The sequence below is a fragment of the Arthrobacter sp. FW305-BF8 genome (assembly GCF_021789315.1).
Lineage (GTDB): Bacteria > Actinomycetota > Actinomycetes > Actinomycetales > Micrococcaceae > Arthrobacter.
Genome location: NZ_CP084561.1, coordinates 1,216,776 through 1,234,456, shown reverse-complemented (window position 1 = coordinate 1,234,456; position 17,681 = coordinate 1,216,776). Strand labels below are relative to the sequence as shown.

Here is a 17,681-nt window from a genome sequence, read left to right as displayed (position 1 = left end):
GCACGGAGCAAACCGCACTACCCACCGCCGCCCTTAAGTGGTGTAGTGACTTTATGCATTGGGGGTCATCGACTGAGGCGGCGCATCATGCAGGAACTGCTCATCATTCTTCAGGACGGCTTCAACGAGGATGAGGTTGCCATCACGGTCAACGGCAAGGAGGCCCGGTACGACCGCGATGTCACCACACGGGAATTGTTGGGCATGGCCGAGGAAGTTTCCGTCGAATTGCCGGCAAAGGGCGCAACGGTGGGGGTCGAAGTCACCAGCCGCAATCTCAGCGCGGAAATGAAACTCCACGGCAGGCCACGAAGCCTCCTGGTGTCCATAGAAGACGGCGAACTCGTGCTCAGCGAAGGGACGGGCCGCGAGGCATTCCTCTAGGACTGTTCGCCTCCGCCGATGCCGCCGGAAGGACAACATGAACGGACCTCATCAGATCCCAGGGTGTGGTGATTGCCCATGAGAAACCAGCGTTTACGCGCAGGAAGGCGACCAACCGCCCGCGATCCCCGCCGCAGCCCTGTTCCGGACGCAGCACTTCGCCAGGCAGCAGGCACCACGGAACCCCTCCCACCTGCAAGTGCGGGCCACAGCCTCCTGGAGTGGCTGGGCGTGGCCATTCCGGCGCTGTCAGCGGTCACAGGGCTGCTGTTCGTGTTCGGCTGGACATACACGAGCTCCCGGCTCGCCCACTTCGGCGTCGACCACACCATCCTCGGACTGACCACCAGCGATTACGTGCTGCGAAGCATCGACGCCATCTATATCCCCGCGGCGGCAATCCTGTTCCTCGTCCTCGCGGCCCTCCTGTTGCACGCCGGCGTCTCCGGGCTGCGAAGGCGTGGACGCGCGTTCCCCTTGCTCCGATGGGCGGCAATCACAGCGCTTGCCGCCGGCACTACCGCTGCGGCACTGGGAGTCTGGGCAATGTTCGTCCAGGTGCAGTTCGTGTCCCCTTATCTGGTGCCCTCATTTCTCCAGGGCGGAGGGCTTGCGGTGGCAACCTTCGGGTTCTTCCTGCTTCGCCGGCTCTACGGTGCGCGGCAACTGCCGCCCCGGACCGGGATCCCGCGGTGGGAGTACCGCTGCTACTGGCTGGTTGTCACCATCGTGGTCCTGAATCTCTTCTGGGCCTCGGCACAGTTCGCATCCGCGCTGGGCAGCAACCGGGCCCTTGATATTGTCCGCGACCTGGGCAAGCGTCCACTCGTGACGGTCTTCAGCAAGCAGTCGCTCGCCCTCTCCCGGCCGGTGGTGGAGGAAACGGTGGCGAGCGGTGACGCAGCCTACCGCTTCAAATACACGGGGCTGCGGCTCATCATGACCGCCGGCGGGAAATATCTGCTGCTGTCGGAGGGCTGGACCCGGGAAGCGGGAACAGCTGTTGTCCTGGCTGACAGCCCGGACATCCGCCTTGAATTTGCCCCCGGAGGTGTCCCGCGATGATGACTCCTGCTCCAGCTCTGCTCTTCCTCTGCGGCGCCATGGCCGTGGCATTGGGACTCGGCGGCTGCGATCCCGGCCAAGCTTCAAGCCAGGTGACGCTCATCGCCGGCGGTCAGCCCACAGGGAGCGTCGTCCAGCCGTGGCCCTCCGGCCAGCCCGAGCCCACCGGCATGCCCGTGCCCCAGGGCGCACCGCCGCCGAAAACCCTGGCCTTCACCGCGCCGGCTGATGCGCAAACCGAGGAAGTCGAGTCGTTGGAGGTGAAGGCAGGCAAGGACGGCCTGTCCATTTCTTCCGTGAGCCTCTCGATGCTGACAGGAGAGCAGTCCTTCGCGATAATCAGCGACAGCTGCAGCGGCGTTGCCCTCAGTTCCGGCCAAACCTGCACTATCACATTCTCCTACAAACCGGGCGATATCGGCCGAAAGAAGGCGGAAGTGGTGCTGCGCTCGGAACAGGAGAAACCAGTCGCAATCGTCTACCTCGACGGGACCACCACGTCAGGAAAGGCCACGCCGAGTCCGGAGCCAACGACGTCGACCGATCCCGGCCCGACGCCGGACCCCACGCCGACCACTGACGTCCCAAGCCCTGACCCGACGGAACCGACCACCGATCCGCCGTCGCCGCAGCCGACTACTGCCGACGTGCCGACGTCCGCAATTCCTCCGGAAGTGGTGGAGAGCCAACCCTCTCCCTGAGTTCCTGGATGCGGCTAGGCCGTGGTGCCGTCAGCCAGCGACAGGGCTTCATCAAGCACCTTTCCGAAGTTCGCGGCATCGTGCGCGAACCGGCCGAGGAACAGCCCGGACACGCCGTTCAGTGTGGGCAGCAGACCGGGTTTCGCCGAGCCTCCGTAAATGACGGGAACGTGCTGCAGTCCGTGGACGCCGAGCAGCTCCCGCAAACCACGGACGACGGCGGACACGTACTCCGCGCTGGCAGGCTCGGCGGCGCCGATGGCCCAGACGGGTTCATAGGCGAAGACCAGGCGTGCGGCCAGGTCCCAGTCCCCGCCGACCGCGGCCTCGATCTGTCCGTAGACGAACCGGGCGGCATCTTCCGCGCCGCCCGTACTGCCGGCGTCGGCTGCTCCGGTATTCGAGGTGGCCTCCGGTGCGAGCAACTCCTCCCCCACGCACAGCAGCGGGGTGACACCGGCGTCGTCTGCTGCCCTGACCTTCAGCGCGATCATGGCGTCATCCTCGCCGAAGTGCCGCCGCCGCTCGGCGTGCCCGATCTCCACGAGTCCCACGCCTAGTTCGGCGAGCAGCGACGGCGAGAGCTCACCCGTCCAGGGGCCGTCGGCCCAGCCGCAGTTCTGGGCACCCAAAACCAGCGGCGTCCCGGCAATGATCTCCCCTGCCGCCGGGAGCATCGGAAAGGACGGAATCACGAACGGGACCACCCGCCCGGCCACGAGGGCCGGGCGGGCATCCACCTGTTGGCGCAGTTCATCCAGCCAGCGCAGGCTGTCCCGGTAGCCCAGGTACATCTTGGTGCTGACGCCGACGAAAATCGTGCCGGGGTCTTTGATGGCCTGGTTAAGCTGCGTCACGGAACTTCCTGCCTTTGCTGGGGCTACTTGGGGTGCTGCGCCTGTGTTTGCTGCTGACTACTTTTCCAGCAGTGCCTGATCTTTGGCAGTGCCAGCCGTTCCGGTGGCGCTGGTTTCAAGCAGGTCGTCGGCCTTGTTCTTGAACTTCCGGGTACCGATCATCATGACCGCGGCGAGGAACGGCAGTACACCGAGGGCGTAGACGCCCATGGTGCCGGTGTCCGAGGCGGTCACCTGGTTCACGGTGGTCCGCAGGATCGGGGCCACGAAGCCGCCCAGGTTGCCCAGCGAGTTGATGAGACCGATGCCCGCCGCGGCGGCAGTTCCGGTGAGGAACGCCGTCGGATACGACCAGGCGATGGGGCCGATGGAGAGGAAGCTGCACACCGCGAGGGTGATGAACACGATGCCCAGCGCCGGGAGGTGGTTGGCGCCGGCCCAGGCGGAGCCGAAGATGCACAGGCCTGTGGAGATGAACAGCCCGGTGCCCCAGACCCGGCGCCGGATCACGGTGTTGGCGGCCTTGCCGATGAAGTAGCAGGCGAAGATGCCGAAGAACCACGGGATGGCGGCCATGAGTCCGACGGCCAGGCCGACCTTCTGCCCGGTCAGCTGCGACACCTGCTGGGGCAGGTAGAAGGTCACGCCGTACACGGCGATCTGCAGGCAGAAGTAGATGACGGTGAAGTACCAGACGCGGCCGTTCTTCATGGCTGCGAGGACACCGCGGGGGCCGGACTCTTCCTTGACGTTGTCCTCAAGGGCCATGACGTCCAGCAGCGCCTTCTTCTCGTCCTTGTTGAGGAACTTGGCGTCCTGCGGGCTGTTAATCAGGAAGAAGAAGGCGGCGATGCCGGCCAGCACGGCGAGCATGCCCTCGACGAAGAACATGACCTGCCAGCCTTGGACGCCGGGAACCTGGTCGCCGATGTTGATCAGCCAGCCGGACAGCGGGGCGCCCATCATCTGGGAGAAAGGCTGTGCCAGATAGAAGATGGCGAACATCTTGACGCGGACCTTGTTCGGGAACCAGGCGGCGAGGAACATGATGACGCCCGGGAAGAGCCCGGCCTCGGTCACGCCCAGCAGGAAGCGCAGGATCACGAAGGAGGTCTCGTCCTGCACGAAGGCGAAGCAGGCGGAGACGATGCCCCAGGTGACGGCGATGCGTGCCAGCCACACCTTGGCGCCGAACTTGGTCAGGAGCAGGTTGCTGGGGATTTCGAACAGGGCGTAGCCAATGAAGAAAATGCCGGCACCGAGCGCGTAGGCGCCCGCGCTGATGCCCTTGTCCGCTTCGAGGGCGGCCTCGGCGAAGCCCACGTTGGTGCGGTCCAGGAAGGCCACGACATACAGGATGACGAGCATCGGCATGAGCCGGAAGGATGCCTTGGAGATGGCCGATTTGAGGACCGGCGAGTCCAGCAACTCCTTCGTGGTGGATGGTTTGGTGACAGTCATTCAAACTCCTCTTTGAGTAAAAGTGAGCAAATCAGTTGTTGGTTTGAAATTCTCAGAGCGAAAAGGCGATGAGCAGTACGCCGGCAAGGCTGGCGAGGACGCCGATGGCGAGGTAGATCTTGCGTTCCCTGGTCAAGGAGCGAAGCATGGCTGTCCTTCCTAGTGCATGTAGAGGCCGCCATCCACATTCAGCGTCTGGCCGGAGATGTATCCGGCGTCCTCGCTGATGAGGAAGGCGATGGCTGCGGCGATGTCCCGCGTGGATCCGACCCGGTTGACCACGAGGTCCCGGACCAGTTCGTCCTTGCGTTCCTGGCTCAGGGTGCCGCCCATGATGTCGGTGTCGATTGGTCCAGGCGAGATGGCGTTGACCGTGATGTCGTACTCCCCCAGTTCGCGGGCCGTGGAGCGGGTCAGTCCGATCACGCCGGCCTTCGCCACGGAATACGGGGTCTTGGAGAACGTCCCGCCGCCGCGCTGGGCGGAGACGGAGGAGATGTTCACGATGCGGCCGATCCGGTTCTTCGCCATGGATTCGGCGACGCGGCGGGTGGCGTAGTGGACGCCGTTGAGGTTGATGTTGAGCACGCGGTCCCACTCGGCGGCGTCGAGTTCCAGGTACGGGACCGGCGAGCTGACGCCGGCCACATTCGCGAGGGCCACGATCTGCGGCAGTTCGGCCTCGATGGAGTCGATGGCTGCCCGGACCGATGCCTCGTCTGCGACGTTCGCGCCCACGCCGTGGGCCTTCACGCCGTACTGGCTGGTGATGTCCTTGGCCGTGGCCTGGCAGAGGGCGTCGTCGAGGTCGATGATGCCGATGTTCCAGCCCTGCTCCGCAAGGTAGTTGGCGGTGGCTCGGCCGATGCCGCGTTCCGAGACGGCTCCGGTGACGATGGCCGTGCGCGCGGACGGAAAAGTGCTCATGGATATGCTCCTAAATCGTTTGCTGGACTGGGTTCATGCACGGGTGTGGCCCGCCCAGCCCGGCGAAAAGGGCAGCACAACAGGAGGGCAGCTGCCCGGGGGCAGCGCCCACCTGCCGTGGTGCTTAGTTGAATGGCGCTAGCTGACCGGCGCCTTTAGTTGGGCGGCGCCCTTAGTTGATCGGTGCCGGGCCGAGTTCCTCGATGAGCTTCTGCATGGCGACGTAGGCCTTGTTGCGGTAGGCGATCAGCTCCGGGGTGCGCTCGGCCGGCACATTCAGGAAACCTGCGCCGGTCTTGGTGCCCAGCTTGCCCGCCTCCACGAGGTCCGTGAGGATCTTCGGGGTGGCGAAGCGCTCCGGGAAGTCGGTCTGCAGCGACTTGTAGCAGAAGTTGTAGACGTCCAGGCCGGCCATGTCGGCGATGGCGAAGGGGCCGAAGAACGGCAGCCGGAAGCCGAAGGTGGTGCGGACCAAGGTGTCCACGTCCTCCGCCGTGGCGATGCCCTGTTCCACCAGCTGCGCTGCCTCGTGGAAGAGCGCGTACTGCAGGCGGTTCAGCACGAAGCCGGTGACGTCCTTGACCACGGCCGTCTCCTTGTTGGCGGAGTGGACCAGATCACGGACGGCGGACACCGTCTCGGTGGACGTGCCCTCGTGCGGGATGATCTCCACGCCGGGGATGAACGGCGACGGGTTGGAGAAGTGCACGCCGAGGAAGCGTTCCGGGTTGGCGACCGGCTGCGAGAGCTCGGCGATGGAGATCGTGGAGGTGTTGGAGCCGATGATGGCGTCCGGCCGGGCGGCGGCGCTGATGCGGGCCAGGGTCTCGTGCTTGATGGCGATGATCTCGGGCACGGCCTCCTCGATGAAGTCGGCGTCCGCCACGGCTTCCTCGATGTCCTTCGCGGCCCAGAGGTTCTGCTTCAGGATCTCGGTGGACCCTTCGGGAAACAGTCCGTCGGCCACGAACTGGTCGGACTCGGTGAGCAGTCGCTCGTAGTTCTTCTGCGCCACCTCGGCCGATACGTCAGCGAGGGCAACGCGTGCCCCTCCAAGGGCGAGGACCTGGGCGATGCCGCCACCCATGTAGCCGGATCCGACGACGGCGAACTTGCGTGAGCTGGTGGGTGTTTCGGTCATGTTCAGTCGGCCTTCGTGTAGTCGGGTTCGTACGAGCAGATGGCGTCCACCTTGGCGGCGGAGGAGGAGTTTTCGTCGAAGCGGTGCTCCAGCCATTCGCCCACGAGCTTCTTGGCAAGTTCCAGCCCGATGACCCGCTGGCCCATCGTGAGGACCTGGGCATTGTTGCTGAGGACGGAGCGTTCCACGGAGTAGCTGTCGTGCGCGGTGACGGCGCGGATGCCGGGGACCTTGTTGGCGGCAATGGCCACGCCGAGGCCGGTGCCGCAGATCAAGAGTGCACGGTCTGCTTCGCCTTCGGCCACCTTGCGGGCGGCTGCGACGGCAAGGTGCGGGTACGCGGTGGAGTCGTTGGCCGCGACGCCAATGTCCTCGACGGAGGCAACGCGGGGGTCCGCCTCCAGCAGGGCTTTCAGTGCTTCCTTGTATTCGACGCCGGCCTCATCGTTGCCGATGACAATACGCCAGCCTTCTGTGTTGCTCATTCCGTTGCTCCTTTTCCGGCCGTCGAGGCCATGTGGGACGCGGCCGCTGCGGAATCGGCTGCATCAGATGCGAGGTAGGTGGCCACGCGCTCGGCAATCAGTCCAAATGAGACTGCACCGGGGTCCGGGTGGCCGAGGCTCTTTTCAGCCAGCGGGCGGGCGCGGCCCTTGAGGGGTCGCAGGTCCGCGGTCTGCCGGGCTGCTTCGGTGGCCGCGGCAGCGGCGGCGGTGAGGGCACCGCTGAGGGAGGCCCCGCCGTCGAACGCTTCCTTGAACGCGTCCCGGAACGGCAGGAGGGCGTCCACCATGGTCTTGTCCCCCGGCTCCGCCTTGCCGAGGTCGGTGATGGCGTTGCTGAAGGCGGTCAAGGCGGCAGCCGCGTCCCCGGCGGCGTACGAATCGCGGTTGCCCAGCGCGAGTCCGGCGGCCATCACGGCCGTCCCCCACAGCGCGCCCGAGGTTCCGCCGGCTCGCTCGCTCCAGGCCTCGCCTGCCGCGGTGAGCACGCGTTCAGCCGAGGCGCCGGCTGCCGCGTTCTGTTCACCGGCCGCTGCGGCCGCATCAACGCCGCGGCGCATGCCGATGCCGTGGTCGCCGTCTCCGGCAATCGCGTCCAGGTCGCCAAGTTCCGCCTCATGTTCGACGACGACGTCCCGCACTTGGGCGAGGACGGCGGCTGCCAGCCGGCCCAGGTTGGCGGACGCCTCGGTTGCCTTTTCGTTGTCCTCGTCGGCTGTGGCTTCTGTACCGACGACTTCCCGGCGGGCGCGCGGCGCGAGGTTGCCCTTGCGGAAAGCCGGCGTATCGGCCGGCGCGGCCCAGAGCTGCTCGAGTTCGTCGTCGAGCCACAGCAGGGTGAGCGAGAGACCGGACATGTCCAGGCTGGTCACGAGTTCGCCGCACTCCGGTTCCACGACGGTCAGGTTGGCGGCGCTGAGGAGCTTTTCGACCTTGCCGAAGAGGAGGAACAGTTCGTCGTACTTGACCGTGCCCAAGCCATTGACGATGGCGACCACGCGGCTGCCGGCGTCGTCCGGCTTGTCCTCAAGCAGCCGCGACACCAGCAGCTCGGCGAGTTCGGAGGCGGTGGGCATGGGGTGCTCGGAGATGCCCGGTTCGCCGTGGATGCCCAGGCCCAGCGACATCTGCCCGGCCGGAACATGGAACAGCGGTTCGGACGCGCCGGGAAGGGTGCAGCCGTCGAAGGCGACGCCCAGCGAACGCGTGCGGTAGTTCGTCTTGATGGCGAGGCGCTCCACCTCGTCCAGGCTCAGGCCGGCCTCGGCTGCAGCGCCTGCGATCTTGAAGACCGTCAGGTCACCGGCGATGCCGCGGCGCTTCTCGATCTGGTCCAGCGGAGCGCTGGCAATGTCGTCCGTGACCAGCACTGTGCGCGTCTCGATGCCCTCGGCGTTGAGCCGGAGCTGTGCTTGGCCAAAGTGCAGCACGTCGCCCGCATAGTTGCCGTAGCTCAGCAGCACACCGCCGCCCGCGTTTGCCGCTTTAGCCACGCGGTAGACCTGGCCGGCAGCCGGCGAGGCGAACATGTTGCCGCACGCGGAGCCGGCGGCAAGGCCGGGGCCCACCAGACCCGCGAAGGCCGGGTAGTGGCCGGAGCCGCCGCCCACCACAAGTGCCACCTGGCCGGCAGGGATTTCGGTGGAGCGGACGACGCCGCCGTCCACGCGGGCAACATAGCCGCGGTTGGCGGCGACGAAGCCGTCCAGCGCCTCATCTGCGAAATCAGCGGGATTGTCGAAGATCTGAGTCATGGTTCCTCATTGAATCCGGGTTGGTTGAACAGTTCTGCTGGTCTGTTGGGGGCTGGCGCCCCTAGCGTGCGACCGCGGCGGGCTGCTGCCGCCCCTGCGCCACCTGGCTCTGGCCGAGGGCGTAGCCGGCCTTCTTGGGCAGCACGTGGCGGCGCAGGTAGTCCTGGTTGGAGGCCGTCACGGAGAGTCCGTCACCGCCGTAGTGCTCGGTGCACAGGATGCCCTGGAAGCCAACGGAGAGTGCGACCTTGAACGCCTCGCGGTAGTTGATGAGGCCGCTTTCCATGGGGGCGGGCATGGCGACGTACATGTCGCGGGCCACGTCCTCGTCGCGGATGTAGTTCTTCATGTGCCAGTAGTTGGAGTACGGCAGGGTTTTCGCCACCATTTCCCGCCAGTCCTCGATGGGCCGGTGCAGGCGGATCAGGTTGCCGAGGTCCGGGTTGAGGCCGACGTTGGACAGGCCGATGTCCTGGACGAACTGCACGGAGGAGTCGGCGGTGCCGATGTAGGTGTCCTCGTACATCTCCAGCGAGAGCAGGACGCCCACCTCCGCGGCGTGCCGGCCCAGTTCCTGGAAACGGGCGACGGCGTTGTTCCAGGCTTCCTTGTCCCCTGCCGGGTCCTTGTAGCCTTCGACGGTCCAGAACCAGAGGTGCTTCTGCTGTTCCGGCGTGATTGCCTGGTGCAGGCCGAAGGAGACGACCTCGCAACCGAGCTCAGCGGCGGCGTCAATGGTCCGGTGGCTGTAGGCCAGGTTGTCCTCCCACTTGCCCTCCTCGATGATGCTCCGGCGGATGGCGGAGATGACCGGGATGCCGATGCCGACGCTGCCAGCCGTCTGCTTGAATTCGGCCAGGCGGTCCTTGCTCAGGTCGCCCGGACGGACCCAGCTGTCTGTGAGGTCGGCGTTGGCAAAGCCGGCTTCCTTGACCTCGGTGAACACCTCGGCCCAGGCGGAGGCGTCGGCGTCGTTGATGTGGGTGCCGTGGGCGTCGACGCCCGGAAACTGCAGCAGGGCCGCGGTGATGGGCCAGTTGTCGGCGGTGTAAGCCATGTCTTCACTCCCTTGTGGAATCCTGTTTCCTATAGGATTTACTATCCGGTAGGAGTTGTCAAGGTCACACCTCTCGGCGCGGTTGACTCCCAGCCATCGAAGATCCTATAGGGATGGGTCCTGCGTGTGAAGGGGGTCACGCCTCGGACGTGAAGTTCGGTGCATGTTCCACGCTACGCCTCCCCCCACTAAGTAGCAGCAGAGGGCGTTCCCAACTCTGGGAACGCCCTCTGCTGCTACTTATTTTAGGGTGCGCTGGCCTTTTGCTTCGCGTGCGCGGGCTACTCCTCCGGGGCGTCCGCCATGGCGCGTTCGCGGACCTTCTGAATGTGGGCGGCCATGGCGGCTCCGGCCTTCTCGGGATCGCCGCTGGACAACGCGTCCAGGACGGACTGGTGCTCGGCGATCGCATTCTCGGCGTCGGTGATCCCCACTCCCCCGAAAAGCCGGAAGCGCTGGACCTGTCCGCCGAGGGCGGCGTAGGCACCCAGGAGGAACTGGTTGTCGGTCTGCTGGGCGATCAGCTGGTGGAAGCGCTCATCCGCCTCCAGGTAGTCCTTGTACTCGGCAAAGGACGGGCCGCGCGGCGCCGACTTCAGATCGGCGACTGTCTGCTCAAGCTCGGCGAGACGGTGCGGGTTCAGGCGCGTGCAGGCCAGGCGGGCGTTGACCGGCTCGATCGCGAGGCGGGCCTCCATCAGATCCGCAAAATCCTCGCGGGTGAACACGGGGGCCACGCGGTAACCCTTGAGCGCCACCCTGCGGACCATGCCGGTGTGTTCCAGGCGGGCCAGTGCCTCGCGGACGGGGGTCGGGGACACGTCCAGTTCCCGGGCGGTTCCATCGATACTGACGGCGGCGCCGGGTTCCAGCCTGCCGTCCATGAGCGAGGCCAGCAGCTCCTCGTACACGTGATCTGCCAGGACCTGGCGGCTCACGGTCCTGCCTCCCTTGCCCCCGGGCTGATCCTCGGGCCGGTTCCCGGCGCGGGTGCCGTTGGACGCTTTTTGCATGATCAGATCCTATAGGGACGCCTCAGGGAAGACCGCAAGCTAGTCCCGCGGATGACGCTTCGGGCGCGGTTAAACCGCTGGAACCGCCCGGCGAACGGGCGGTTCCAGTGCTTACTAAAGCGGCTCGGACGGAGCAGTGCCAGGGCTAGGCCTGCTGGTACACCGGGTAGTCGGTGTAGCCCTTGGCGCCCTCGCCGTAGAACGTGGACGGATCCGGCTCGTTCAGCGGCAGGCCCTCGCGCCAGCGGCGGGCGAGGTCCGGGTTGGCGATGGCGGGCCGGCCCACCACGACGGCGTCCGCGTGACCGTCTGCGACCAGAGACAGTGCTTCCTCGCGGGTGGTGATGACGCCGAAGCCGGTGTTGACTAGGAACGTACCGTTGAAGCGTGACCGCAGGTCCTGGACCAGGTCGCCGGTCGGGTCGGCGTGCAGGATGCTCAGGTAGGCCAGGTCCAGCGGGGCGATGGAGTTGACCAGCACATCGTAAGTTGCCCGGACGTCGGCGGCATCGGTCTCCTCGATGCCCTGGACGTTGTGTTCGGGCGAGATCCGGATGCCGACGCGGTTGGCACCGAGCGCCTCCACGACGGCGTTCACCGTCTCAATGACGAAGCGGGCGCGGTTTTCTGGCGAGCCGCCGTAGCTGTCGGTGCGGACGTTGGTGTTCGGCGCGAGGAACTCGTGGAGAAGGTAACCGTTGGCGGAGTGCAGCTCAACGCCGTCGAACCCTGCCTCAACCGCGTTGCGGGACGCGGTGACGATTTCCTCGCGGACGATGGGCAGCTCGTCGGTTGAAAGCTCGCGCGGCACCGGGTGCGGCTGCTTGCCCTTGTAGGTCCGCGTCTCACCTTCGACGGCGATCGCGCTGGGGGCCACGACGCGGTGGCCGCCGTTGATGTCCTCGTGCGAAACGCGTCCGCCGTGCATGATCTGGGCGAAAATACGGCCGCCCTCGGCGTGGACTGCGTCGGTGACCTTCTTCCAGCCGGCGATCTGCTCGGGGGTCGCCAGCCCGGGCTGACCCGGGTAGGAGCGGCCAGCCGGGCTGGGGTAGATTCCCTCGCTGACGATCAGGCCGAGCGAGGCACGCTGGCGGTAGTGCTCCACCACGAGCGGGCCGGGGACGCCTTCCTGGCCGGTACGGACACGGGTCAGCGGTGCCATGACGAGGCGGTTGGGAAGTTCGAGCTCGCCGAGAGTCAGCGGGGAAAACAGCATGCGGAGTTCCTTTCAGAATGCATCAGGTTCATCAGCTGTAACTGCCTAGCGCGTGCAACTATTCCGGGTGTGGCGGAGTTCACCAGCCCACGCGGCCGGCCGGCGCGCTCGTCAGCGCTTCTGCAGCTGGCTTGTGCCCATTGCGCACCGCGACACAAGTGTGCGATTATTCCCGTGATCGTGATCTATCGGCAGGAGGTGAGACCCATGAACGCAGTATCCGCAACGGGTGCTCCCCTGCAGTCCACGATCGCGCGACTGAGCTAGTCGCCACCGGGAGCGCCTTCACAGGCAATTCGCGAAAGGCGACTCCCATGACCGCAACACCTTCTTCAACTGCGCACTCCACCTCGATGACGGCCTCCGACCGGCCGCGGCCCGAGCAACCGAAGTCGGGCCAGAATCAGCCCCAAGTCAACGCCCCAAAGCCGGCGCGCGCCGCGGGCGAGCGAGCTTTGGTCCTCGGTGGCGGCGGATCCACAGGCAACGCGTGGTTGCTTGGCGTCATCGCCGGCCTGTTCGAGGCCGGGCTGGACGTAACCGGCGCTGATCTGGTCATCGGAACGTCGGCCGGATCGACGGCCGCGGCACAGATAGCTGGGGCGCCCCCGATGGAACTGCTGGCCACGATCCTCGCCGCGGCACCCCAGCAACAGACCGGTCCGGCCGGATCCGGCGGTGGACGCGTTCCGATCAGGCCGGTGACCGAGCACATGGAGAGAACGAGCGCAATCATCGCCGCCGCCAAGGATGCGGCCGACATGCGACGCAGAATGGGCGCGGCGGCACTCGACATGGATGCGGCGTCGGACGGCTCCGGGCAAACACGGTGGCGCGCTACCGTCGCCGCCCGGCTCCCCAGTCAGCTGTGGCCGCGACGGCGGATGCTCATCACTGCCGTCGATGCCCAAACCGGTGAACCCGCCGTGTTCGACCGCCATAGCGGCGTCGACTTGGTGGACGCCATCGCCGCAAGCTGTGCCAGTGGCTTCGCCTACAGGATCGGCGACAGCCGATACATCGACGGCGGCTACCGAACCAACGCGGATAATGCCGACTTGGCAGCCGGTTACGGGCGGGTATTGGTGCTCTCGCCATTCGGAGGCAAATCGCGGACGCCGGTGGACTGGGGTATGCACCTCGCGACACAGTGCGACGAGCTGCTCGCAAGCGGCAGCAGAGTCGAGACGATTTTCCCGGACAGCAACTCCGAGCACATGCTTGGCGCTAACGCGATGGATCTATCTCTGCGTCCGCCCGCTGCTCGAGCTGGTTACGACCAGGGCAAAGCCCTTGCCGAACAGCTCACCGAGTTCTGGAGATGATGCTCTGGAACTCAGTCGACTCGGCGGGCGTGACGCCCGCCGACCTTTCATCCAGCCGAACCCGGACAGCCCTCACCCCGCGGATTGGTCAGGCAGTCGTCCGCGTAATTGCGCGTTATTGAGCGCCAAACGCTCATCGTCTGGGCTGGTGAGCTGAACTGGCCCTGATTGGGGATGGGAAGATCCGGCCCGCCGTTTACGGAGTAGGTTCCCTGGAAGTAGGTGGTGAGGACGACACTGAAGTCGCCGGTCGCTGCGTAGGCGTGGCTGGTCCGGGTCTTCTCACCCCAGCGGTCCTGCGGGAGCGGGCCGCCCATGGTGGTGGTGGGGCCGAGCGATGTCCCGTCGCCATAGTCCCAGCGGTACTGGACAGGCTTGGCGATGATGTGAATTTTCTGGGCAAGGATGGTGATGTCGAACGGCTGCTCTGTGGCTTTGGCGTAGAAGTTGGTGTCGGCGCCACGGAGAGTATGCGGGCTGGGCTGCGCCGTCAATGTTCCCGGGATGACGGGCAGCCTATCGAATTCTCTTTGGATGCGGGCCGCGATTCGGGGCAGAAGGTCTTCAGGACTCCTGTCATAAAGGCACGTGGGGCCCCCGCCATTTCCTTGCCAGTCAGTCCAATTGGGGTTGGCCACCGCCCTAGGGGCAACCTTCCAGATCACCGGAACGCCGGGCTTTCCGTCAGCTCTCGGTGGACATACGCGCTGGCTTGCCAAGCAATCAATAGCTAGGTTGCCGTCATCCACCTGGCACTGTGGAAAGGCGTTGTATTGGTTCGGGTCTTCATTGACATGGCCTGGCGGGGCGGGAACTATCTCCCCCGTATCCTCGTCGCGGATCCAGTCGGTAGCGCCAAGCTCAATTCCTTTATCCTCGTATCCGACTTCGATGCGATCCTTCGCCTCGACTGCTAATGCGGGAAACACAAAAGCCACCACGCAGAGAGTCAAGATAAGCGCGCGGGTGTGCGATTTCATGATCTAGCGGATTAAGCCGAGGTCGGTAATGCTCCAGCCCTTAGCGTTGAACGTGACTACTGCCTGACTCGCAGTGTTCGTTTCCTTCGTAACCGTTTGGAGAAGCTTTCCAGGAGCCTTGTAGATGGCAATTTCTGTCTGAATGACCTGAACGGTAGCCTGCTGACTCTTTGCCCTGGGGACATACTTTCCTTTGATCGAGGGAGTATCTATTTTTCCCCCGGCCACCCATTGAGTCCCCTCCCATGCAGCTTTTAGTCCCTCTGCTAGTCCGCTGCAAAAGCGGCAGCTTGGACCACTGAGGGATAGGAGCAGCGACGTGTTGCCTGTCTCGTACGCGTAAGACAGCGTCTGGTACCAATACTTCGTAAACGCCTCCAGCCCCTCTTTCGTATTCTTGTCCGCCAAGGCTGGCTTAACCGGCACGGGGACGTTCTGCGCTCTTCCCGTGGCGTCGGCAGGCTTGTATATCGGCGTCGGTTTGGGCGTTGGAGTGGCACTAGGTGTGGCAGAAGCGGACTGGGCTGGCGACACCACGGCCGTAGCGGTAGGACCAGCCTGCGGGTCCCCGCCGCCGCTGCAGCCGCTAAGCGCAATGACGGACACGGCGACGGCGGAGACTAGAGGCAGACATAGGCGTTCAGAAATGCAGGTACGAGAAGTCATGCGCTAATCCCCCCGGATAGGTTTCAAGACATCTGTGTCCGAACAATGGTTAAAGGGTAACCGAGATCACACCTTCCAGCTCAAAGTTATCCACAGCCTTGTCAGCAACCAAGCGCCCCCGCGGCACAACACAAAGCGGGCCCGGTAAGAACGTCACCGGACCCGCTTCATTCCTGATCATGGCGTCATTCACCCTCTACACGGCACTACACCGCTGCGCCCCCGCGCTGCGCCGGCAGAACTAGCTCCCCCGTCTTATCCGTCGACAAGGCGAGCGACGAAACATACTGGGGTTCACCGTCGGGCCCGTCTTGGGCAGAGCGCATCATGTCCGGGCGTTCGAAATCAATCCCGGTCACATGGCAGAGCAGCTTGGCGTCGCTGGGGTTCCCGTCGGCGTCGAACATCGGCAGGTCAATGCCATCATCCGCGCGGCGCAGGTAGTACCTGCCCTTGGTCAGGACGGCCAGAACCGGCGGCAGGACGAGGGCCAGCCCCACCGCGAAGATCGGTGAGTACGGCTGGATACCGGAGCCAAAGGCACCGAAGAACACTGCGATGGACACCCCGGCGGAAACCAGCATGGACACAAATCCCACCGGGTTCACCGCATGCAGCATGCCGCGCCGGAACTCGGGCGTCTTGGGTGAGATCTTCAGCAGATACTTGTTGATGGCGATGTCCGAGGCCACCGTCACCACCCAGGCCATGGCGCAGTTGGCGTAGAAGCCCAGAATTGTGTTGAGGAAGTCGAACATGTTCGCTTCCATCAGGACCAACGCAATCAGCAGGTTCACCGCCACGAACACCATGCGCCCGGGGTAGGTCTTGGTCACGCGGGTGAAGCTGTTGGTCCATGCCAGCGAGCCGGAGTAGGCGTTGGTGACGTTTATCTTGATCTGGGAAATGACCACCAGCACCACCGCGAGGCTCATCGCCAGCCAGGCCGGCATCATCTCCTCGTAGACGCCGAGGAACTGGTGCACTGGCTCATTCGCCGTGGCCGAGGCTGCCGGATCCAGCTTGGCGATCAGGTAGACGGCGATGAACATGCCCACGATTTGCTTGAGGGCGCCGAACAGAACCCAGCCCGGCCCGGCAAGGACGACGGCACGCCACCACGCGCCCTTGTTTTCGGCGGTCTTGGGCGGCATGAACCGCAGGTAGTCGATCTGTTCCGCGATCTGCGCCATCAGCGACAGGCAGACGCCGGCGGCCAGCATGACCGAGGCCAGGTTGGTGCCCGCAGCACCCGAATTCCCGGTGTACGCGAAGAAGTCATCGATGCTGCCGGGGTGGGACACCAGCAGGTAGCCGACCGGAACCACCATGAGGAGCAGCCACAGGGGTGTGGTCCAGACCTGGAGTTTGGCCAAGGTGTTCATCCCGTAAATGACGAGCGGAATGATGATGATCGTGGACGCGGCGTAACCCAACCATTGCGGAATTCCCAGCCCCAGTTCGAGGCCCTGCGCCATGATCGACCCCTCGAGCGCAAAGAAGATAAACGTGAAAGTTGCGAAAATCACGTTCGTCACCACTGAGCCGTAGTAGCCGAACCCGGAACCGCGGGTAATCAGGTCAAGATCTATGTTGTAGCGGGCCGCATAATAGGCAAGTGGAAAACCCGTGGCGAAAATAATCACGGCGGCCACAGCAATTCCGAGGATTGCGTTCACCGTGCCGTAGGCGATCCCGATATTGGCCCCAATCGAGAAATCAGCCAGGTAGGCAATGCCTCCCAGCGCGCTCGTCGCCACCACGCCCGCGCTCCACTTGCGGTAAGAGCGCGGTGCGAACCTGAGCGTGTAATCCTCCAGGCTTTCCTTCGTGGCGCTCATAGCATCCGTGTAGGCGGCCGCTGCGTTGCCACCCACCCGTGGCCGCGTGGTCTTCAGCCCGACGGCGGGACGTCCGACGGCGCCACCACCGCCCGGGCTGTCCGTCAGTTCGCTGTCCTTCAGGTCATTAGTCATGAGGCATCCGCTTTCGTCACCAATTTGTCCCTGCCGACGCTAGTCACACCGTGCGACAGCCCGGTTCCGGCTGTATTACAGCGATGTAAAGAGTCGTAAGCGCCCCTCAAATCCAGCCTTACCCCGTAGCGCACCACAGCGGTTGCTGGGAAAATCCGTCCATACCCCTATCGTTTTTCTACAAGTCGTAGAAGAATGGAGTGCATGATGTTCACCCACACCGACGGCGATCCCATCCTGGTCCTCGATGAAGAGCAGTGCTGGCAGCTTCTGGAGGGCACCAGGCACGGCCGCCTGGTGGTGACTGTGGCGGGCGAGCCGGATATCTTCCCCGTCAACTATGTGACCAGCCGGAGGAAGCTGTACTTCCGGACGGCCCCGGGCAACAAGCTCGCGCAGGTGACCATCAATGACAGGGTCCTGTTCGAGACGGACGGCATCATGTCGGACCAGGCCTGGTCGGTGGTGCTCCGCGGCACAGCCCGTGTCCTGAGCAAGTCAGCCGAGATTGCCGAGGCCGAAGAGCTGGGGCTGGCATCCTGGGTGCCCACGTTGAAGGACTTCTACGTCGAGATCGATCCCGGCTCCGTGAGCGGCCGGCACTTCCAGTTTGGCGAGCAGCCGGAGCGCGATTTCTAGCGGGGCTCCCGGC

Annotated in this window: 17 protein-coding genes; 5 read left to right on the top strand and 12 right to left on the bottom strand. The window is 64.8% G+C overall.

All coding sequences use genetic code 11. The features are described from left to right. The first annotated feature begins 87 nt into the window (after nt 1–87). The 3 genes from LFT45_RS05520 to LFT45_RS05510 all read left to right on the top strand — a co-directional run bounded on the left by LFT45_RS05520 (nt 88) and on the right by LFT45_RS05510 (nt 2,150). Nucleotides 88–384, top strand: coding sequence for a hypothetical protein (locus LFT45_RS05520; protein WP_102973246.1), 297 nt, complete (start codon nt 88–90; stop codon nt 382–384). Nucleotides 385–462: 78 nt separating this feature from the next. Then, a complete protein-coding gene (locus LFT45_RS05515) occupies nt 463–1,449 on the top strand; it encodes a hypothetical protein (protein WP_236807306.1) in 987 nt (328 codons plus the stop codon). Further along, nucleotides 1,446–2,150, top strand: a complete 705-nt coding sequence (locus LFT45_RS05510) for a hypothetical protein (protein WP_236807304.1) — start codon at nt 1,446–1,448, stop codon at nt 2,148–2,150. The genes LFT45_RS05515 and LFT45_RS05510 overlap by 4 nt, the downstream gene beginning before the upstream one ends. A gap of 14 nt (nt 2,151–2,164) precedes the next feature. On the opposite strand, the gene LFT45_RS05505 is transcribed toward LFT45_RS05510, so the two are convergent. From LFT45_RS05505 to LFT45_RS05465, 9 genes are all read right to left on the bottom strand, one after another. Further along, the gene (locus LFT45_RS05505) at nt 2,165–2,944 is read right to left on the bottom strand and encodes a triose-phosphate isomerase family protein (RefSeq protein ID WP_236808995.1); all 780 of its coding nucleotides are present in this window, start codon (nt 2,942–2,944) and stop codon (nt 2,165–2,167) included. A 120-nt stretch (nt 2,945–3,064) separates the two neighbouring features. Then, complete coding sequence (locus tag LFT45_RS05500; RefSeq protein ID WP_236807301.1) at nt 3,065–4,468, bottom strand: MFS transporter; 1,404 nt, start codon at nt 4,466–4,468, stop codon at nt 3,065–3,067. A gap of 159 nt (nt 4,469–4,627) precedes the next feature. After that, nucleotides 4,628–5,395, bottom strand: coding sequence for an SDR family NAD(P)-dependent oxidoreductase (locus LFT45_RS05495; protein ID WP_236807300.1), 768 nt, complete (start codon nt 5,393–5,395; stop codon nt 4,628–4,630). 172 nt (nt 5,396–5,567) lie between these two features. Further along, nucleotides 5,568–6,536 (bottom strand): 3-hydroxyacyl-CoA dehydrogenase family protein, encoded by a 969-nt coding sequence (locus LFT45_RS05490; RefSeq protein ID WP_236807298.1) that lies wholly within the window; start codon nt 6,534–6,536, stop codon nt 5,568–5,570. Between the two features lie 2 nt (nt 6,537–6,538). Then, nucleotides 6,539–7,021: a ribose-5-phosphate isomerase gene (locus LFT45_RS05485; protein ID WP_003804524.1), complete on the bottom strand. Its 483-nt coding sequence runs from the start codon at nt 7,019–7,021 to the stop codon at nt 6,539–6,541. Further along, on the bottom strand, nt 7,018–8,793 hold the full coding sequence (dhaL, locus tag LFT45_RS05480; RefSeq protein ID WP_236807296.1) for a dihydroxyacetone kinase subunit DhaL: 1,776 nt from the start codon (nt 8,791–8,793) through the stop codon (nt 7,018–7,020). The genes LFT45_RS05485 and dhaL overlap by 4 nt, the downstream gene beginning before the upstream one ends. 61 nt (nt 8,794–8,854) lie before the next feature. Next, nucleotides 8,855–9,850: a sugar phosphate isomerase/epimerase family protein gene (locus tag LFT45_RS05475; RefSeq protein ID WP_236807294.1), complete on the bottom strand. Its 996-nt coding sequence runs from the start codon at nt 9,848–9,850 to the stop codon at nt 8,855–8,857. Nucleotides 9,851–10,131: 281 nt separating this feature from the next. Next, nucleotides 10,132–10,863: a GntR family transcriptional regulator gene (locus LFT45_RS05470; RefSeq protein ID WP_236807293.1), complete on the bottom strand. Its 732-nt coding sequence runs from the start codon at nt 10,861–10,863 to the stop codon at nt 10,132–10,134. A gap of 145 nt (nt 10,864–11,008) precedes the next feature. Then, nucleotides 11,009–12,082: an alkene reductase gene (locus LFT45_RS05465; protein ID WP_236807291.1), complete on the bottom strand. Its 1,074-nt coding sequence runs from the start codon at nt 12,080–12,082 to the stop codon at nt 11,009–11,011. A 314-nt stretch (nt 12,083–12,396) separates the two neighbouring features. On the opposite strand from LFT45_RS05465, the gene LFT45_RS05460 reads away from it, so the two are divergent. Next, entirely contained in the window at nt 12,397–13,407 is a 1,011-nt protein-coding gene (locus LFT45_RS05460) for a patatin-like phospholipase family protein (RefSeq protein ID WP_236807289.1), read from the top strand. 47 nt (nt 13,408–13,454) lie between these two features. Here the strand turns inward: LFT45_RS05460 and LFT45_RS05455 are convergent, their stop codons facing one another. From LFT45_RS05455 to LFT45_RS05445, 3 genes are all read right to left on the bottom strand, one after another. After that, complete coding sequence (locus tag LFT45_RS05455; RefSeq protein ID WP_236807287.1) at nt 13,455–13,901, bottom strand: PKD domain-containing protein; 447 nt, start codon at nt 13,899–13,901, stop codon at nt 13,455–13,457. A 489-nt stretch (nt 13,902–14,390) separates the two neighbouring features. Continuing rightward, complete coding sequence (locus tag LFT45_RS05450; RefSeq protein ID WP_236807285.1) at nt 14,391–14,813, bottom strand: DUF6318 family protein; 423 nt, start codon at nt 14,811–14,813, stop codon at nt 14,391–14,393. A gap of 446 nt (nt 14,814–15,259) precedes the next feature. Beyond that, nucleotides 15,260–17,029 carry a purine-cytosine permease family protein gene (locus tag LFT45_RS05445; RefSeq protein WP_236807283.1) on the bottom strand — a complete coding sequence of 590 codons (1,770 nt, stop codon included), beginning with the start codon at nt 17,027–17,029 and terminating at the stop codon, nt 15,260–15,262. A gap of 204 nt (nt 17,030–17,233) precedes the next feature. Here LFT45_RS05445 and LFT45_RS05440 point away from each other — a divergent pair, with 204 nt between their 5' ends. Further along, nucleotides 17,234–17,668 carry a pyridoxamine 5'-phosphate oxidase family protein gene (locus tag LFT45_RS05440; RefSeq protein WP_236807281.1) on the top strand — a complete coding sequence of 145 codons (435 nt, stop codon included), beginning with the start codon at nt 17,234–17,236 and terminating at the stop codon, nt 17,666–17,668. The last annotated feature ends 13 nt before the right edge of the window (nt 17,669–17,681 follow it).